Raw genomic sequence first — 17,259 nt, 5'->3', positions numbered from 1 at the left:
ACAGGCTTTGCGTAATCTTTTTCGCTTAAAATGGGACTGGGCAAGTAAACTGTACACGTTGCTCAGTTTGTGGATGCAGAAAACTTAATTCTGCTGCATGTAAACACAAACGAGGCATGAGTTGTTGCTGTTCGGGCGTGGCATACAAAGTATCACCAATAATTGGATGACCTAAATATTGCATGTGTACTCGCAGTTGATGCGAACGACCTGTAATCGGCGTCAGTTGCACACGAGTCACAATTTGCCCCTGCAATTCAAATTGCTCCAATGCACGCCAATGCGTTAACGCGGGTTTGTTATGGGTTGCATCGGCAATGTGTAATGGAGGATGTGCAGGATCATAGACCACAGGCACATCTACAGTGCCTTCACCTTGCAGTTGCCCTGCCACCAATGCCTGATAGGTTTTATCGGTTTGGCGTTCTTGAAACTGACGCGAAATTTGTTTTTGCGCCCATTTCGTGAGTGCAAATACCAAAATACCCGAAGTATCACGATCTAAGCGATGAATCAGCAAAGTGCGCGGCTCAATTTTAACTAGACGACTCATCACACAATCTTGCAAATCTGCTGTTTTACCTGGAACGGTGAGTATGCCAGCGGGTTTATGTATCACCATAAACTCATCGTCACGATGAATCAGGTGTTCGCTTAGAAAATTACTCAATTTCAATTCCGGGCCGATCGTGAAAACAAGGCGGCAATAATAAAAAGCCTGACACAGAATTACAATGCAAAATACATCAATTCCCGATGAATTTTCCGATTTACATTCCTGAATCAGACAATCTGCTGAATTTTAAATCAGCCTGCTTTTAGAAATGTGGGTTTTATAGCATGCAGGAGGCTTTGTTGCATAAATATTTTTTAAGATACTGTTTTAAAGGTTTTTAAAATTTGGATAGAAAAATACAATGAAATCATAGTGCAAGATAGTTGCACAACAAAGCCGTTCTGAAGCTATATCTTTGATGGCGGGAGCAAATGAAGTAATAGGATTCATATTTAGTTTGACCAGGCTATTTTAGTGTTTAACAATATGCTGATCTAAGCCTTTGATATTAAACTGAAGAGCATGCTCTTCAATTTAACCTAAAGCATAGATATTGTGGAGATATCTGTGCCTTTTAGGACGGTGTTAACCAAAAGTCAAATTACGCCTTCATTTCCGCAAATGTTTCTTTCGCTGCTTGAATGGTGAAAGCAATATCTTCATCACTGTGTGCAGATGAAATAAAGCCTGCTTCAAATGCAGATGGTGCCAAGTTCACACCACGTTGCAACATACCGTGGAAAAACTTACGGAAAGCATCTACATCACATTTCAGCATAGAATCAAAACTAGTGATGTCTTCTTGATCGGTAAAGTACAAACCAAACATCGCACCAACTTGTTGCGTCTTGAATGGAATACCGACTTCATCTGCTGCAGCTTGCAAGCCTGTAAGCAATTTTTCCAGTTGTGCGGTTAGCTTTTCATAAAAACCTTCGGCACGTAAATGTTTGAACATTTCAATGCCTGCACGCATGGCCAATGGGTTACCCGACAAAGTACCGGCTTGATACACTTTGCCTAATGGTGCGATACATTCCATCACTTCACGCTTACCTCCGAAAGCGCCCACTGGTAGGCCTGCACCAATAATTTTACCCAATGTGGTCAAGTCAGGTTTAACACCATAATGTGCCTGAGCACCACCTAAACCAACACGGAAACCAGTCATTACTTCATCAATAATAAAGACTGAACCATGTTCATCACACACATCACGAATGGCTTGCAGGAAACCATCGATTGGTTTCACTAAGTTCATATTGCCCGCAACAGGTTCAACAATTACACCTGCAATTTCAGCACCGAATTTTGCAAAACATTCTTTTAAGGTTGCAATGTCGTTGTATGGAAGGGTTAAGGTGTGTTTAGCAAAATCGGCAGGCACACCCGCAGAAGTCGCCTCGCCCTCACCACTGGTCAAAAGTCCTGAACCTGCTTTTACTAACAAAGAATCTGAATGACCATGATAACAGCCCTCAAATTTCACAATTTTGTCACGGCCTGTATAACCACGCGCCAAGCGAATTGCAGTCATGGTCGCTTCTGTACCTGAGTTGGTCATACGCACCAATTCAATTGAAGGCATGATTTCACAAATAATATCGGCCAAGGTTGTTTCATGCACAGTTGGCGCACCAAAGCTCAAACCATCTTCTGCCGCAGCTTGCACTGCCTGAATAATTGCAGGATGTGCATGCCCTAAAATCATTGGTCCCCAAGAACCAACATAGTCAACATAGCGTTTGCCATCGACATCATACAAATAAGCACCTTTGGCTTTTTCAATAAACACAGGGGTTCCACCTACCCCATTAAATGCACGTACAGGTGAATTGACCCCACCTGGAATATGTTTATTGGCTTGTTTAAACAATTGTTCTTGCTTTGGAGATAAGCTCATGGAGGCACTCAACTTAAAAGATAAAATTAAAAATTAGGCTTCTGCATTAAAAAGAGCAGACCAATCATAAACTCGCTGTGCAACGGTGTGCATCGGACGATCCAATACATCACTCACTACTGCACACAAATCTACACCTGCATCAATCACAGGTTGACTATTTTCGACCGTTAAACCACCAATGACACAAATAGGCACATTCAAATTTTGCTTAGCATGCTGAATGGTATCTAGGCTGACCTGACTCGCTTCTGGTTTGGTTGGTGTTGGATAGACTGCGCCGAATGCCACGTAGTTAGCACTATCGACGATGGCTTGTTCCGCCAGTTTCAATGAGTTATTACAACTGCGACCAATCAGAACATTTTTAGGTAAACGCGCGACCGCTTCAACAATTGAACCATCGTCTTGGCCCAAATGCACGCCAACGCCATATTTAACCGCTGTTTCAAGATCATCATTAATCACAAAAGGAACTTTGTATTGATCACACATCGATTTCATATATTCAATTTCGTAAGCCTGCTGTTCTTTCGGCACATTTTTACGGCGATATTGCAATACTGCCACTTCTGCGGTTGCCATTGCTCCTTCCAGCTTTGCCAACAGAAGTTCAATCGGATCATCATTGGTAATCAAATATAAACCGCGCATCATCCCAACCACACAAAATACAATGCGCGCATTATGACATATTCGGATGCACTACGGCAGAAGCCTGCGGATAAAAGCTAAATTTACTCAAATGCTATGCGCTTCATTTATAGAGATAAAAATTTTAAAAATACCCAATTCTAGTGATAGCCGCATCTAGCAAATTTAGTTTTAATTGAATTGCGCAAAACAAAGCAAGAACTGTAAAAAGTTCAATAAGATATGGATACTTGGTGATGTAGACTGAGCAATCCATAATGTTTACCTAACATAATAACAATATATTTAGGTAAGCCATTAGACACCCGAGGGTTTGTGCCAGAGCGCATGTGGGGGTGCGACAAATCATCGGGTGTCTAAATTTTTTAATAAACAATGTATTCAATGCAATTTTTTTAAGGCTATCTCCAACTTACATCCTATAAAAGCTATGCTTAAAGGTATTAGATAGTTGATCTTTATTCATATTAAGTCGAAATTGCACAGCCATAAAAAAAGCCTAGAGAAGGTCGCTCTAGGCTTGGAAAGTCACAAATGTCATCAAATTGTCATATTAAATTTGATAGACACATTATTAGAATATTCACTCTAGTATTTCAAGAAAAAATTAATTTAATTTGTACATTTTTTATGAAAATAATCACACATCGGTAGTTTTTTGTCTAAATGGTATAAAAATACTTTTTATTCAACTTGGAATTTTATCTTTAGCACGGTTTTGTAAACTTAAATGACCGCGTAATACGTCGGCAAACATGCGCCAATCTGAAATGAAACTATATACAGGTTGTTTAAAACTGGCAGGTTTGTTTTTTTCAAATACAAAATGCCCAACCCATGCACAGGCATAGCCCGCAACCAAGCCATACAACACATATTTGGCTTTTTTATGCCGTATCGCTTTGCTCACACAATACAACCCAATACTGCTACCCGCCACGTGCAAACGACGACTCATGATATTGCGATGTTCAGTCAAATAAAAACGATAAAAAGTTGAGTAGTCTTGAATAGGCAATTCAAACTCAGGTTCTGGCGTCGGTTCAAATTCTGATTTTAATGCAGCGTTCATGTTCATCTTCCTGATGTTAATTGGCTTGGGCGAATTCTTATGCTTATTACCACACTCTAAACGATGCTCAAATAAAAACCAACCCATGAAAAAGCATCAGGTCAAGTCTTACATCTTTGCTGATTTTAGTTACAATCAACGGCACTTTTGCAAAACTCAAATTTTGCGCTTTATCACAAATTTATAATACCAATATGTTTGCTGCTTCATGGCAGCTTGCTTTATTTTCAGGACGTCATTCATGGTCGAAGTTGAATTAAAATTTCAAATTCCAGTCGCACGCCGCACTGCTTTACTCAAAACTTTAGACCCTAAAAAATCCACTCAAATTGCATTAAAAGCTTTGTATTTTGATACATCTACGCACAGCTTGGCGCATCATGGCATGGCGTTAAGACTGCGTTTAGAAGGTGAGCAATGGGTACAAACTTTAAAAGCGGCAGGTCAAAGTCATTTTCATAGTTTTGAACATAACCATCCACTTGCGCCAACTGAAAATCCAGATACTCCACCACAACTTGATCTGCAAATTTATCAAAGTATTCCCGAAGCACAACAATTGCTAAATCAAGCTTTGGGACAAAATTGGGATCAGTTGCAACTACAATTTGAAACCGATATTCAACGTACCTCACGACTAATGACCGTTGAAGATACTGACATTGAAATCAGTTTAGATGTTGGTCACATTCGTTGTGCAGATGCTGAAGTTGAAGTACATGAAGTTGAGTTTGAACTGAAACAAGGTTCAATTCAGCAATTGCTGGCTTTTAGTTTTGAATGGGTGAAAAAATTTCATTTATGGCTGGATGTGCGCAATAAAGCAGAAATTGGACATTTGCTTTCTGTGCAGCAAAAAGTAAGCCCTGCGGCTCAGAGTAAAGAATTTCAATTCAGTAAAAAAGACCATGCCGACCAAAATTTACGCCTGTTAATTGCACAACAATTACAGCATTTATTGCCCAATATTGCCGCAATTTCTGCTCAAGTTGCCGAACAAAGTCATATTGATCAGGCGCAGTTCGCTTTGCAACATTTACAACTAACACTATCCTTATTTAAAGATTGGTCGAAGCATTTAGGCGATAAATGGGCAATGCAAATTGCAGCATTTAAACAACATTTTGATCACCTGCAGCATTTGGAACACATGCAAGCCACACTCGGCGCATTTTTACAGAACCCGACGACTGCAGAGAACCTAAAAAAAGATACCTTGTACGCCCAAGAAAAATTGGTCAATTTAGTCCGTTCAACGCAAAATGTGCATCACTATTTAGAATTATTGATGTTTAGTTTAGCCGCGAGCGATCACTCAGGTTTAGACTTAAAAACTGCCGCACAAAACACGTTGCAACAGCAATATAAGCAGTTGCATGAACAATTACAGCACAGTGATATTCACGATTTTGAAAGTTTAGATCAACTGGCTTTGCGTATTCAGGAACTAAAATTTAGCTTCCCCATTTTGACGCATATTTATGATGTCAAAAATTTGCAGAAATATAGTAAAGCTTTGAATGATGCACAGCTTGCAGCACAGGAATATCAAGTGTTGGCATCTTCTGCAGCATACATTCAACAAACTGAATTGGAAGCGAGCGACTGGTTTGTTTTAGGTTGGCTCACTGCAAAACAGGAAGTGTATGCACAGCGTTTATTGGAAGCGACAGAACAATTTATGGTGAGCCGTAAATTCTTAAAATAAGTATCCTTAACATCCTCAAAGCACACGCTAAAAATACTGCAATACAACGGCAGCCTTGTGAATATTCATTCGGCTGCTTTGTGTTAAAAACTGAATACAAATTATTTTATTTTTCAAGCTTTTGTTCACAGTTCTCCCCTTGTTCATTTATAGATTTACACTATAGTAAAGAGAACTTATCTTGTTTCATCGAGGGCATTCCCGATGTGTGAAATAGAATTAAAATTTCAAATTCCACACAACTATCGTGCGGCATTTGAAAAAGCATTTAAAAAGAACAAACTGGTTCAACAACAACATTTATGGGCTAAATATTATGATAGTCCTGAACAGCACTTAGCCAAGCAACGGATTGCCCTGCGTCAGCGTTTAGAGGGCGATATTTGGCGACAAACTTTAAAAGCGCCTAGTCCACAACATTATGAACGCTTTGAGCTTGAACATGAGTTAGGACATGATGCGCCTGAATTGTGTGATTTGGCATGTTATGAAAATCATAAACAAGCACGAAAGATTTTAAAAAAAGCCTTAGACGGTTCAGAGGTAGATTTAACCCTGCAGTTTGAAACCGATGTTTTACGCTACAGCCAATTGGCACATTATAAAAACAGCCAAATTGAAGTTGCTTTTGATTTAGGTGAAATCCGCCAAAGCAAAAATTCGGTTGAAATTTACGAAGTTGAGTTTGAACTGAAACAAGGTGAAATTGCAGACTTAATTGCCTATATTCAGCCGTGGATTAAAAAATATCATTTATGGCTCGACACACGCAGTAAATCGCAGCGTGGCAATATGCTGTATAACAATGAAACCATGATTCCTGTACAGCAGCAAAGTGCTTTACAATTGCAACACCCCGAAAATATGCATGAGTTGTTGACACAAATTACTCAGAATTGTTTGGCACACTTGCTACCCAATGCAGCTGCGATTGCCAGTCAAGATTATGCCAGTGGGCATGTGCATCAAGCACGTGTTGCAATTCGACGTTTACGCAGCGCCTTAAAAATCTTTGCTCAATATGATGCACTGGCAAATCACAATTGGGAAAGTCAATTGGCTAGCCTCTTTCAGCAGTTAGGTTCGACCCGCGATCAAGATGCTTTGCGTGAAAGTCTGATTCCACAACTTGAAAACGCAGGCTCACCTATTACTGAGCTACCCCCTGGAGCATCTAAAAATATTGCGATTGATGCAATTTTCCGCTCACCGACCACAACCTTATTACTGTTACAACTTATGAGTTTTGCACATTCGGCTGCGATTGCAGATGCAGAATCAAAACCATTCAAAAAAGTATTACGTAAACGCTTGCAGAAATTGCATCAACAAATTTGTGATGATGCAGGTCATTTCCAAACCTTAGATGTGGACTCTAAACACCGCACACGTAAGCGTGTGAAACGCTTACGCTATACCGTGGAGTTTGTGAGCAGTTTATTTGCAGAAGATGATGTCAAAACATATTTAAAAACTCTAAAACCATTACAGGAAACTTTAGGACATTTTAATGATTTGATGGTGGCACAAGGTTTATTCGAAAGCCATACCCAAGCGGAACCGAAAACATGGTTTGTATTGGGATGGATTGCGTCTGAAGAGCGTCATATTTCCATACAGATCGAACAGGATTTACAGCAGTTTGCTGAAAGTCAGCCTTTTTGGTCGTAGTTAAAGTTTGATCATCAATCAATGATCACCTTTAAGCTCAACAGAGATGCATTTCATTTTGAGCTTTTTTATATTTAATCTTAATATTGCACACTTTCTAAAAGCTTAACGATATTTACCAAACACTTTCCATGTTTGGTTATCCGCTAAAGGGTCTTGATAGCTGTCACTGCGCTGCTTACGTGGCTTATCGCGCGCATCGACCAGTTCAAAATGCGGTTCAACACTTAACACAATACCATTCACATAAAAACGGGTGCGCGTGTAGTCACTTTGCCCATGCTGAAACACATAAGTACGCAAATCAATAAACTCACGATGTGCCACCAGTGCTGCATTGTCATCACTGTCTAACCAACGCTGCATGAGCTGAATTTCCTGCGGTTCAAATTGCCCACATTTTTCGATCAGGCTGGCAATCCCCCGAAAAGTTTTCGATTCTTTGGCGCGGGTTTTATTCACTCGAATCCGATCGACATGAAAATAAAATAAGGGCAAGTTCAAATGACTGGGTAAATGCACCGCATCAATGACTGCATCTTGCATAAAAGGCTGAAATAAATCCTGTGCACGTTCAATCAACCCTGTCCATTGTTTATAGTATTCTGCTACTTCTGCGCGTGTTCCATAATAAATCGGCAAGCCTTCAACATGGGCAAGTTGCACGGGTGGCCAAATATTTTGACGTAATAAAGCAATGTCGCTTTTTAAACTTTGTACCGCAATCGCATCTTGCATCAACCACTCCAATTTTGCTTAGGCTATTTTTAGCTTAAGGCAAAGGTTTTGTTTCTGCAAGGCTTTGCCTATAATGAAACATTCAGATTTTTAGCTTAGGAAAAATTCATGGTTCAAAAGATTGAAGCAACCGATGTAACCGAAGAAGAAGCATTAAATGCGGCTTTTTTTGAACGTGCCGATGAATTTATTAAACAGGCCAATGGCTTCTGTCATTTTGAAAAAGGCTCCACAGTAAAACCTGCCGAAATTCGTGGTCAGGTGAGTGCTGCCATGTTATTTGCTACTGCACGTTTTAATACTTGGGTGGCAGCCAATAATTTTAAAGATGGCAATGAAATGCGCGATGCCAAAGACCAAGTTATGTCATATATCTTGCAGCAATTTCAAATGATGCTTGAAGATAACTATGATGAATATTGCGAACAGTTTGAAAACTATTTGCGCTTCCGTCACAACGAAGAATTTCATACCCATAAACATGATCACGACCACTCGCACGATCATTAATTTTGCATATAAACAAAGCCCTACGGGGCTTTTTTATTGCGGCTAATTTTCAAACTTGTAGATTTCGATAAATAACCCTTCCCTTTTGTAACATGATGGCTTTGAATAGTGAAATAATAGCGTCATAAAAACAGGATCATTATGCAGAATCTAGGATTTGCACTCATTGATGCACATATTCATCAGTGGGATCCGTACAACACGCCGCACAGCGCACGACTTGCTGTTAAGCTTTTGGGCAAGCATCCCAATTTGCTAGATAAAACCATCCGCCTGATAAAACCAAAAACACTCATTGAAACTTTAGGACGCACCGAGCACGTCACATCGCCCTATTTACCTGAGCATTATGCCCGTGACTTAGGTTTTTATACGGCTGAAAAAGTCGTGCATATTGAAGCCAATTGGCACGACCATAAAGGCAAAGGCGTAGTTGGTGAAACCGAATTTATAGAAAGTCTGGATTTTAAAAATAATGGTTTGGCTTTGGGCGCGATTGTCGCCACTGCAGACCCGCGCGATTCTAATTTTAAGAAAATTCTCAAATTACATCACAAAGCTTCTCCGCATTTTCGCGGAATTCGTAAAATGGCAGCCGTGCATGAAGATCACGGGATTTTCTCTTGGGCAGACGAACCACATTTATATCGGAACAAAAAGTTTCTAAAAGGTTTTGAAGCTTTAGCGCAATATAATTTAAGTTTTGATGCATGGACGTATTCGACCCAATTGGGCGATGTCTTGGCGCTGGCTAAACAATTTCCAGAAACTTCTATTGTACTTGACCATTTGGGCACACCTGCAGGGCTGTTCGGGCAAGTTGGCACACATACAGGCGTGACCAAAACAGCACGGGAAAACATTCTGTTTCGTTGGCAAGAAGATATTGCCGAGTTGGCACACTGTCCAAATGTTTACAGCAAAATTTCAGGGTTATTTATGCCTGTTTTAGGACATCAATTTCACTTGCAAAAACGTGAAGCCTCAAAACAGGAAATTATAGATTTAACTGCACCACTGATTCAGCATGCCTTACAAAGCTTTGGAATATATCGGTTGATGTTTGCTTCCAATTTTCCAATGGATCGAGTGAGCACGTCTTTGGTCAATTTAATTGATGCGACTAGTGATATTGTTGCGGCCTATCATCCAAATGCTTTGCAGCAAGTGTTTCATCATAATGCCAAACAGTTTTATCGTTTATAAAGCTTTAGCCAATTGAGCATAGATAGCAAACTTGAAGACAAAAAACGCATCGAAATGGATGCGTTTTTTGTATCTGCTCAAAATTAAATTGAATCTTTATTTAGACTGCGGCTTTAACGGCAGCACCTCAACATTGGCTTGACCATATTGATCGGCGGCTACTTCAAGCAAATGTTCTAAGCGTAAATATTTCTGAATCACAGCATCTACATCGGCTTTGCTGAGTTTTGCTAACGCTTGATCACGTCGCTCACGGTAACGTAAATCACGACCTTGTTCTAATTGCGGTACCAACATACGGTGGATACTGCGTTCATCTTCTAAGGCAGTCACACGTTTTTTCAAAATATCGGCTTTTGCACCTTCAACTTCTTGCAAGCTGACACCATCACGGCGCAAATCCTGCAACACTTTATGCACCGCCTGTGACACTTGAGCCGACTTGCCTGCACTGTATTGCGCAGAAATACTGAGCGCACCCGATTGTTCAAATTCACTTAAACTCAAACCACTACTAAAACCATAAACCAATGCATTTTTTTCACGTAATTCTTGCGCCAAACGTGAAGACAATTGCGATTCGCCCAAAATATAACTCAGCACCATCATGGCAGGTGTGTCAGGATGATTTACGCCCAAAGGCAAGGTCAATAAACTTTGATAACTGCCAAATTCGCGCTGTTCTGCCAATACATGCAACTTTTTCGCAGGATATGCCGTATAGGCTGAATCTAAGCGTTGATACACTTCCGTATTACGCGATTGCCCCAAACGCTGAACTAAAGTTTTTTTGATTTGTTTCGGATCAAACTCACCTGTAATGGCAATCTGTGCATGATTCATGGCAAAAAATTGACGATATAACTGCTGCACCTGCGCTTGGGTTGCAGCTTGCAGTTGTTGCTTCGCAAATCCAGGTTCGAAGTGATAGCGTAAATCGCCCTGCGGGTAAATTTCAATTAAACGCGCCATAGTCAAAGCAGCCACAGTTTCAGGCTCGGTATAAGGTCGTTCTAAACTGGATAAACTTTGAGAACGAATTAAATCAAACTGACTTTGCTCAAAACTTGGGTTTTGCATGACATCTAAAACAAAATTAAAAAACGCATTAAACTTTTCTTTTTTTGCCACAATTTGAATATGAATCGCATTAGCATCGGCTTGTGCAAAAGCCGAACCACCTGCAGCAATTGACTGATCGGCGATGTCTTGCAAACTATGCTCTTGAGATGCACGCAGCAACAAATACGCGGTTAAATCTAAAATTTCGCCCTGCTTAAATAAAGATTGTGCCGTACCAAAATTTACCGAAATAGTGGCATAGGTTTTATCATCACGAGTTGCAGTTGGAAATAATGCATACTTGGCACCATTTTTTAAGCTGCCACGCTGAATCTTTTTTTCATTTTGAATCAAAGCTTGTTTAGATTTTTGCACATAGTCTGTCACTTCTTGCTGATAACTTTTCACATCTTTCAAAGGTGTAACAGGTGTATCTTGCTGATCTAAAGTTTTTGCTGTATTTAGATTATTTTTTGCTGTGAGTGCCTGTTTTTGATCTTCAGGTGTGGGCTGAATATCGCCAATGACCCGATGCTGTGCAGTGAAGAACTGTTTTAAACGCTGATTTAGTTCATCTGCATTTAACTGTTGAATATTGTTTAAATCACGCCAATATTGTGTCCAATCACCCTGATAAGCCACAGCATAATCACTCAAGCGACCACCCAAAGCCACCGCATCATTCATCACACTGTCTGCCTGATTTTGAATCAGGTTTTTGACGCGTTGTAACTCAGCATCATCAAAGTTTTTTGCCTGTTCGATGCTTTGATTCAAGCCAGTTTGTACTTGCTTGGCATCGTGATTGGGTGCATACAAAGCCCCCATCAACACCAAATTAAAATCTTGATCTAACCATGTGCTGGACTGCACCATGGTACTTTTGCCTGTTTCTACCAGTGCTTGATACAAATGCCCACTCGGTTGCAATGTATGTAAATATGGTGACAGCACCAAAGCGGTTTTGATCTTTTCGTCATTGCCATTTAAATACAGATTAAACTTGGCCAGTTGACTGCCCTTTTGTACCACAAAATTTCGTTGCTGAATTTTGTTGCTGTCTAATCGTGGCACTTGTACTTGTTTGGGAATTTGTCGTGCTGCAATTGGACTAAAATGTTGATCAATTTGTTTTAACACCGCTGCCTGATCAAACTTGCCTGTCATCACTAAAATGGCATTATTCGGCGCGTACCATGTGCGATAAAATTGATTTAACTCCTGCATTTTAATGGATTGCAGTTCATTTAAATCGCCAATGGGTAAGCGTCCGAAATACTGATTGCCATAGGCCGATTTCCACACCTGATCTAACAAGACTGAAAACGGTTGATCCATACGCACTTCGCGTTCACGCTTTACAATCGCAATTTCGGCAGGCACATATTTTTCCTGCATGACCAATTTATCCATGCGTTCCGCTTCAAGATAAATCATCTCATTGACGGCGCGAGTTTCAGGACGAATGATGTTGGTGTATTTAGTGGAGTAATAGTCGGTGCTGGCATTGTGCATTAAACTATATTGATCTAAACGGCGCTGAAACTCCTCGGCAGGTACGTTTTCTGTACCTTTAAATGCCAAATGTTCCAACAAGTGTGCCAAACCACCTTTGCCTTGTGGATCATTCAATGAACCCGTTAAATACACCATATTCATAAAGACTTTATTTTCTTTCTGATTGGGTGCCAAAATGACTTTTAAGCCATTATCAAGTTGATATTCTTGTATTTCTTGCTTAGATTTTACTAAAACTGGCTGCGCGAAAATCACGCCATTAAATGCCAGTACACATAAAGATAAAGTGAGAGTTTTAAAACGTAGCAACTTCTTTTTCCCGATTGATTTCATTCTATTTTTTGATTTGCCATGAAATATGACAATTTTCAACTTGAGCGCAAACAGCATAACAAGCTGCAATTAAACCCACAGTAAATATTTGCAAATGATGTGATTTAAAACCGAGCAAAAAATCTAGCAGACTTCTCTCATCTCAGCTTTATCTCTAAAATAAAGTAAAGTGAAAACTCAATTCATTTTAAATGGATGAAAGAAGTCTAATGCGAGGTATGGTTTAAATCATAATTTCGCCCTGCAAATATAGCTGTGCATAACCTGAAATTTCGATACGATCATTAGGCAAAATCTTGCAATACAGTACGCCCCCTCGGGCTGAAGCCTGATATGCCACAAGTTCGGTTTGCTGTAATTTTTCTGCCCAAAGCGGTGCAATCGCAGTATGAATTGAACCTGTAACAGGGTCTTCTGCAATCCCCATAGCAGGTGCAAAATAGCGCGATACGCAGTCATACTGTGTATTTGCAGATGCAGTAATCGCAACATCAACACTCGACTGCGCCGTAATGGCTGTGCGCAATTGTCCCAATTGTTTTAATAATTCAAGATTAGGCTGTTCATCTAGCACATCTTGTACCGATTCATATTCCACAATATAGGCTTGAGCATTGATATAGACGTTTTTAAACGGTTTAGTTAACGCTTGACGCAAAATGTCGGGATAATCTGTAACTTGCTGTGCAGCACGAATCGGGAAATTCATGCAAATTTTGCCATCTTGCTGTTGCTGAACTGTAAAAATCCCCAAATTTTTCACATGAAATTGAATTGTCTTTGCCTCGGTATAATCCTTAAATAAAACAAAGCTGCTGGCAAGTGTAGCATGTCCACAAAAATCGACTTCTGTTGTGGGGGTAAACCAGCGAATTTCAAAGTTTTCAGCATCTATCATTTTGACAAAAGCGGTTTCAGATAGATTGTTTTCCAATGCGATATTTTGCATTAAATCATCAGCTAACCATGTTTTACTGACAAGCACCGCGGCAGGATTACCTCTGAATAGTTCGTGGCTAAAAGCATCGACTTGGTAAATTTTCATTAATGAACTCATGATCCTAAAAATATATACACTTATTTCATCTTAAGTTCTTTTCACTATAAGTGCCTAGCCAATTTCTATACTTTCAATCTGCCTAGTAGTTTGATTTTGGATTAATTCGGCATAAAGCGAGCTGTAATATCTAGTAAGTATGTTATTGGCTGTGATGCCAAGTTTGTAAAAGCTGCCTTCTTTATTCCAATATTTGATTAAGTAGAAGATTGCTTGTCCAGCGTTTAATACGGCTTAATCGAGGAAAGACGGTCATTTGTATTCATTAGCTTTCATTTCGTAATAGCATCTTTATAGACCTATTAACAGGACTTGTATCAGGTCTTTAAATTGATTATATTGTCTGTACATATTGTGGAGTGATGCTAATGAATAACATTATTCACAGTCGATTTGTGGCTAGTGTTTCAAAGCTTAAAGAAAACCCAATGAAAGTCGTCAATGAAGGATTTGGTGAAGCTGTCGCTATTCTAAATAGAAATACCCCTGCTTTTTACTGTGTTCCTGCTGAGTTATATGAAGAAATGATGGACTTAATTGAAGATCGAGAGCTTATAAAACTGGCTGAACAAGTTGATACTACAGAAACAGTAAAGGTATCTATTAATGACCTACGAGCTAGAGTTCGCAGACGCAGCTCTGAAGAAGTTTGATAAACTAAATCCACAAATTGCTGAACAATTTATTAAAAAATTGGAAGCAATCTTAGATTTTCCCAAGATACCTAAAAATAAGTTACGTGGATCTTCTGATCTTTATAAATTAAAGCTTAAATCTGTAGGATATAGATTGGTGTACCAAGTTATTGACGATAAGGTTCTTGTATTAGTCCTAGATGTTGATCGGCGAGATACTGTCTATAAAAATATGTAAGCTAGATTAGCCCTCAATTTCAGATTGTAGGGCTTTTTAGCGCTTAGCTTTCTAGTTTTTAATCGTTGTGATACTGCTGCTCATTTTGGCAAGCACACCAAAAAAATATTTATCAATAAGCAATACTTTCCCCCATTCTTATCGCATAATAGAGCCATCTCAAACGCACTGTATTTGCGATTTAATTGGAAATCGCCCGTTTTTCCTTTTAAATACTCTCAATTTTCCCAATTTATTGAATTTAAAGAAGCATTTCTTATGAAAATCGTCATCTTAAATAAACCATATGACGTTCTCTCTCAATTCCGTGAAGATGAAAAACATCTCACCATGTCGGCTTTTGTTGATGATCCAGACTTACGTTTAGCTGGTCGTTTAGATATGGATTCGGAAGGCTTGGTGTTCTTGACTGATCATGGCGGCTTGAATCAGTTTATTACCAATCCAGCCAATAAAAAATACAAAACCTATTTGGTTCAAGTCGATGGTGATGTCACTGAAGATGCCTTGGCACAATTGCGTAAAGGCGTGGAACTGAAAGATGGCATGACTTTGCCTGCGCAAGCGTATAAAGTCGATGAGCCTGAATGGTTGTGGGAGCGTGATCCTCCTGTACGTTTCCGTGCTTCTGTACCTACTTCGTGGATTGAAATTTCAATTTGTGAAGGTCGCAACCGCCAAGTGCGTCGTATGACGGCTGCGGTTGGTTTTCCAACTTTGCGTTTAATCCGCACCAAAATTGGTTCGATTGACTTGGTACAGTTGGGTTTACAACCCGGTGAAACTAAAGAAATCGAACCGTTGTTGTATCCTGATTTTAAAGATGTGCCTGCTGCTGAACCGTATCGCTCGCGTTCTTATGTGAAAAAACCTGGTGGTACGGGTGGCAAGCCAATCCATCAAAAGAAAAATAAAGATGGCACTACCAAGAAAAAATCAGGTACGCCACGTATTTGGCAAATGGAAGAAAGTGAGAAACCTCGTCGTAAGACCAATGGTACTACACGCCCTAATACCAAAAGCCGTGGACGTCGGGCACGTTAAATAAAAAGGAATAAGCTCACTCATTATGGTGGGCTTATTCCATTATTTTAAAGGAGTTCAGACTCTAGTATTTGAATATACTTTGGTAAATCCTGCTCTATAAGTTCACGAAACTTTTCAGTCAGAATTTTTCTCAATTTTTCTGTATCCCCACTTTCTATAAAATCACCAATATCATTTTCAGACAAAATTAATTTCTGAAATGACTGATGCCATTTAGGCTGTAAATTCTTGTCAACACGATTAAAAAAACTTTTATGTTTGCGGTATATTTCAAAAAGCCTTTCACGAACTTCTTGTTCACCTGCTCCAATTTTTAAATCAAAATTAACAACATGATTTCTTATATTGAACTCATACAAATAAATAGTATTATTTTCTAAATTTCCATGCTTTGGAAATAGACCTTTATCCTTTAATTTCTCAATATTTTTATGCAAAAATATTGGTTGAAAGCGGACATAAGTTTTATTACTGTTATAAGGTAACAATAACTTCTCTTGCTCGATAAGTTCACGTAAAATATTTCCAATTTCACTTGTATCATTTGGCGTACTATATTTAAAAACTAAATCGAAAGCAGACTTATATCTCTTATAGAGTTTTTTTGCGATATCTTCAATTTCTTTATTTTCATTCAACATAGATTTTAACGTCTGTAAATATTGCTCAAGAACAAATTTGGTTTTTTCAGCCAAATTAGCTGATTGTTTTAGGATTTTTTGTTCAATCAGCTTACTAATATGACCATAATTTAACTGAACATAATGTTTTGAATCCTGATCATTAATATTTTGATCTTCCAAAGACAAATAAATATAAATCTTATGTTTATAATCAGGATAACTTGTTTCAATAATATTTCTATATTTTCTAAGCTGACCTTTTCCTTCTCCAGAGTATATTTTATTTTCAATCATCATACAAAATTCATTCTTTTTAGATAAAAACAATAAATCTATATTTTGCATTTCCCTATGAATTACGAGGTCATCAAAATCTAAGTGAACAAAATCAAAAACAGATAAACCTGACTCATTACCTAAATTTTGAAATTCATTTTCTTTAAAATATAATTTTATAAACTCTTTTAATACAAAATCTCCTAATTTATGAGTTTCTGCAGGATCAAACAGCCATGCTAAAAAATTTGAATGCTGTAATTCTCTGTGTGAAACTCTTAAAATTTCCATAAGATTGACTTCTTCATTTACTAAATTCTGCAAACTATTGAAGTCATCATCTAATATCAGCTCTTTTAACTGATATTCCACCTCATTTCTCATAATTTAAGCCTTGGTCCCTCTTAAGCATTACACTTAGTTACTTTCTTAATATTTTTATTAAAAGTAAA

15 protein-coding genes are annotated in these 17,259 nt (G+C 38.7%); 7 read left to right on the top strand and 8 right to left on the bottom strand.

Annotated elements, in window-relative coordinates; translation table 11 throughout:
• Positions 1 to 25 precede the first annotated feature (25 nt).
• The 4 genes from HX743_RS08240 to HX743_RS08225 form a co-directional block, all read right to left on the bottom strand.
• On the bottom strand, positions 26 to 670 hold the full coding sequence (locus HX743_RS08240; RefSeq protein ID WP_004973024.1) for an RluA family pseudouridine synthase: 645 nt from the start codon (positions 668 to 670) through the stop codon (positions 26 to 28).
• A gap of 487 nt (positions 671 to 1,157) precedes the next feature.
• Positions 1,158 to 2,459 (bottom strand): glutamate-1-semialdehyde 2,1-aminomutase, encoded by a 1,302-nt coding sequence (gene hemL, locus HX743_RS08235; RefSeq protein ID WP_168417965.1) that lies wholly within the window; start codon positions 2,457 to 2,459, stop codon positions 1,158 to 1,160.
• A gap of 33 nt (positions 2,460 to 2,492) precedes the next feature.
• The gene (gene thiE, locus HX743_RS08230; RefSeq protein ID WP_178318948.1) at positions 2,493 to 3,113 is read right to left on the bottom strand and encodes a thiamine phosphate synthase; all 621 of its coding nucleotides are present in this window, start codon (positions 3,111 to 3,113) and stop codon (positions 2,493 to 2,495) included.
• Positions 3,114 to 3,801: 688 nt separating this feature from the next.
• Entirely contained in the window at positions 3,802 to 4,185 is a 384-nt protein-coding gene (locus HX743_RS08225; protein WP_168417993.1) for a DUF962 domain-containing protein, read from the bottom strand.
• Between the two features lie 241 nt (positions 4,186 to 4,426).
• Here HX743_RS08225 and HX743_RS08220 point away from each other — a divergent pair, with 241 nt between their 5' ends.
• Positions 4,427 to 5,893 carry a CYTH domain-containing protein gene (locus tag HX743_RS08220; RefSeq protein ID WP_178318947.1) on the top strand — a complete coding sequence of 489 codons (1,467 nt, stop codon included), beginning with the start codon at positions 4,427 to 4,429 and terminating at the stop codon, positions 5,891 to 5,893.
• A 204-nt stretch (positions 5,894 to 6,097) separates the two neighbouring features.
• Positions 6,098 to 7,564, top strand: a complete 1,467-nt coding sequence (locus tag HX743_RS08215; RefSeq protein ID WP_178318946.1) for a CHAD domain-containing protein — start codon at positions 6,098 to 6,100, stop codon at positions 7,562 to 7,564.
• Between the two features lie 105 nt (positions 7,565 to 7,669).
• Here HX743_RS08215 and HX743_RS08210 read toward each other — a convergent pair whose 3' ends face one another.
• The gene (locus tag HX743_RS08210; RefSeq protein ID WP_178318945.1) at positions 7,670 to 8,302 is read right to left on the bottom strand and encodes a hypothetical protein; all 633 of its coding nucleotides are present in this window, start codon (positions 8,300 to 8,302) and stop codon (positions 7,670 to 7,672) included.
• A gap of 108 nt (positions 8,303 to 8,410) precedes the next feature.
• Between HX743_RS08210 and HX743_RS08205 the strand changes: the two genes are divergently transcribed.
• Both HX743_RS08205 and HX743_RS08200 read left to right on the top strand, forming a co-directional pair.
• Positions 8,411 to 8,812 (top strand): DUF3144 domain-containing protein, encoded by a 402-nt coding sequence (locus HX743_RS08205; protein ID WP_004973007.1) that lies wholly within the window; start codon positions 8,411 to 8,413, stop codon positions 8,810 to 8,812.
• 141 nt (positions 8,813 to 8,953) lie between these two features.
• Positions 8,954 to 10,018, top strand: a complete 1,065-nt coding sequence (locus HX743_RS08200; protein WP_178318944.1) for an amidohydrolase — start codon at positions 8,954 to 8,956, stop codon at positions 10,016 to 10,018.
• Positions 10,019 to 10,114: 96 nt separating this feature from the next.
• Here the strand turns inward: HX743_RS08200 and HX743_RS08195 are convergent, their stop codons facing one another.
• Both HX743_RS08195 and HX743_RS08190 read right to left on the bottom strand, forming a co-directional pair.
• Complete coding sequence (locus HX743_RS08195) at positions 10,115 to 12,931, bottom strand: pitrilysin family protein (protein ID WP_178318943.1); 2,817 nt, start codon at positions 12,929 to 12,931, stop codon at positions 10,115 to 10,117.
• Positions 12,932 to 13,154: 223 nt separating this feature from the next.
• Positions 13,155 to 13,976 (bottom strand): PhzF family phenazine biosynthesis protein, encoded by an 822-nt coding sequence (locus tag HX743_RS08190; RefSeq protein ID WP_178318962.1) that lies wholly within the window; start codon positions 13,974 to 13,976, stop codon positions 13,155 to 13,157.
• Between the two features lie 380 nt (positions 13,977 to 14,356).
• Here HX743_RS08190 and HX743_RS08185 point away from each other — a divergent pair, with 380 nt between their 5' ends.
• The 3 genes from HX743_RS08185 to HX743_RS08175 all read left to right on the top strand — a co-directional run bounded on the left by HX743_RS08185 (position 14,357) and on the right by HX743_RS08175 (position 15,905).
• Complete coding sequence (locus HX743_RS08185) at positions 14,357 to 14,641, top strand: type II toxin-antitoxin system Phd/YefM family antitoxin (protein WP_154320647.1); 285 nt, start codon at positions 14,357 to 14,359, stop codon at positions 14,639 to 14,641.
• Positions 14,595 to 14,861 carry a type II toxin-antitoxin system RelE/ParE family toxin gene (locus HX743_RS08180; protein WP_178318942.1) on the top strand — a complete coding sequence of 89 codons (267 nt, stop codon included), beginning with the start codon at positions 14,595 to 14,597 and terminating at the stop codon, positions 14,859 to 14,861. The genes HX743_RS08185 and HX743_RS08180 overlap by 47 nt, the downstream gene beginning before the upstream one ends.
• Positions 14,862 to 15,119: 258 nt before the next feature.
• A complete protein-coding gene (locus tag HX743_RS08175) occupies positions 15,120 to 15,905 on the top strand; it encodes an rRNA large subunit pseudouridine synthase E (RefSeq protein ID WP_096901872.1) in 786 nt (261 codons plus the stop codon).
• A 47-nt stretch (positions 15,906 to 15,952) separates the two neighbouring features.
• On the opposite strand, the gene HX743_RS08170 is transcribed toward HX743_RS08175, so the two are convergent.
• The gene (locus HX743_RS08170) at positions 15,953 to 17,179 is read right to left on the bottom strand and encodes a PD-(D/E)XK nuclease family protein (protein ID WP_236093656.1); all 1,227 of its coding nucleotides are present in this window, start codon (positions 17,177 to 17,179) and stop codon (positions 15,953 to 15,955) included.
• Positions 17,180 to 17,259: the final 80 nt, after the last annotated feature.

The organism is Acinetobacter sp. Swhac1, assembly GCF_013390985.1.
Taxonomy (GTDB): domain Bacteria; phylum Pseudomonadota; class Gammaproteobacteria; order Pseudomonadales; family Moraxellaceae; genus Acinetobacter; species Acinetobacter towneri.
The sequence above is the reverse complement of the archived record's forward strand: the minus strand, read 5'-3'. Positions and strand labels throughout refer to the sequence as shown.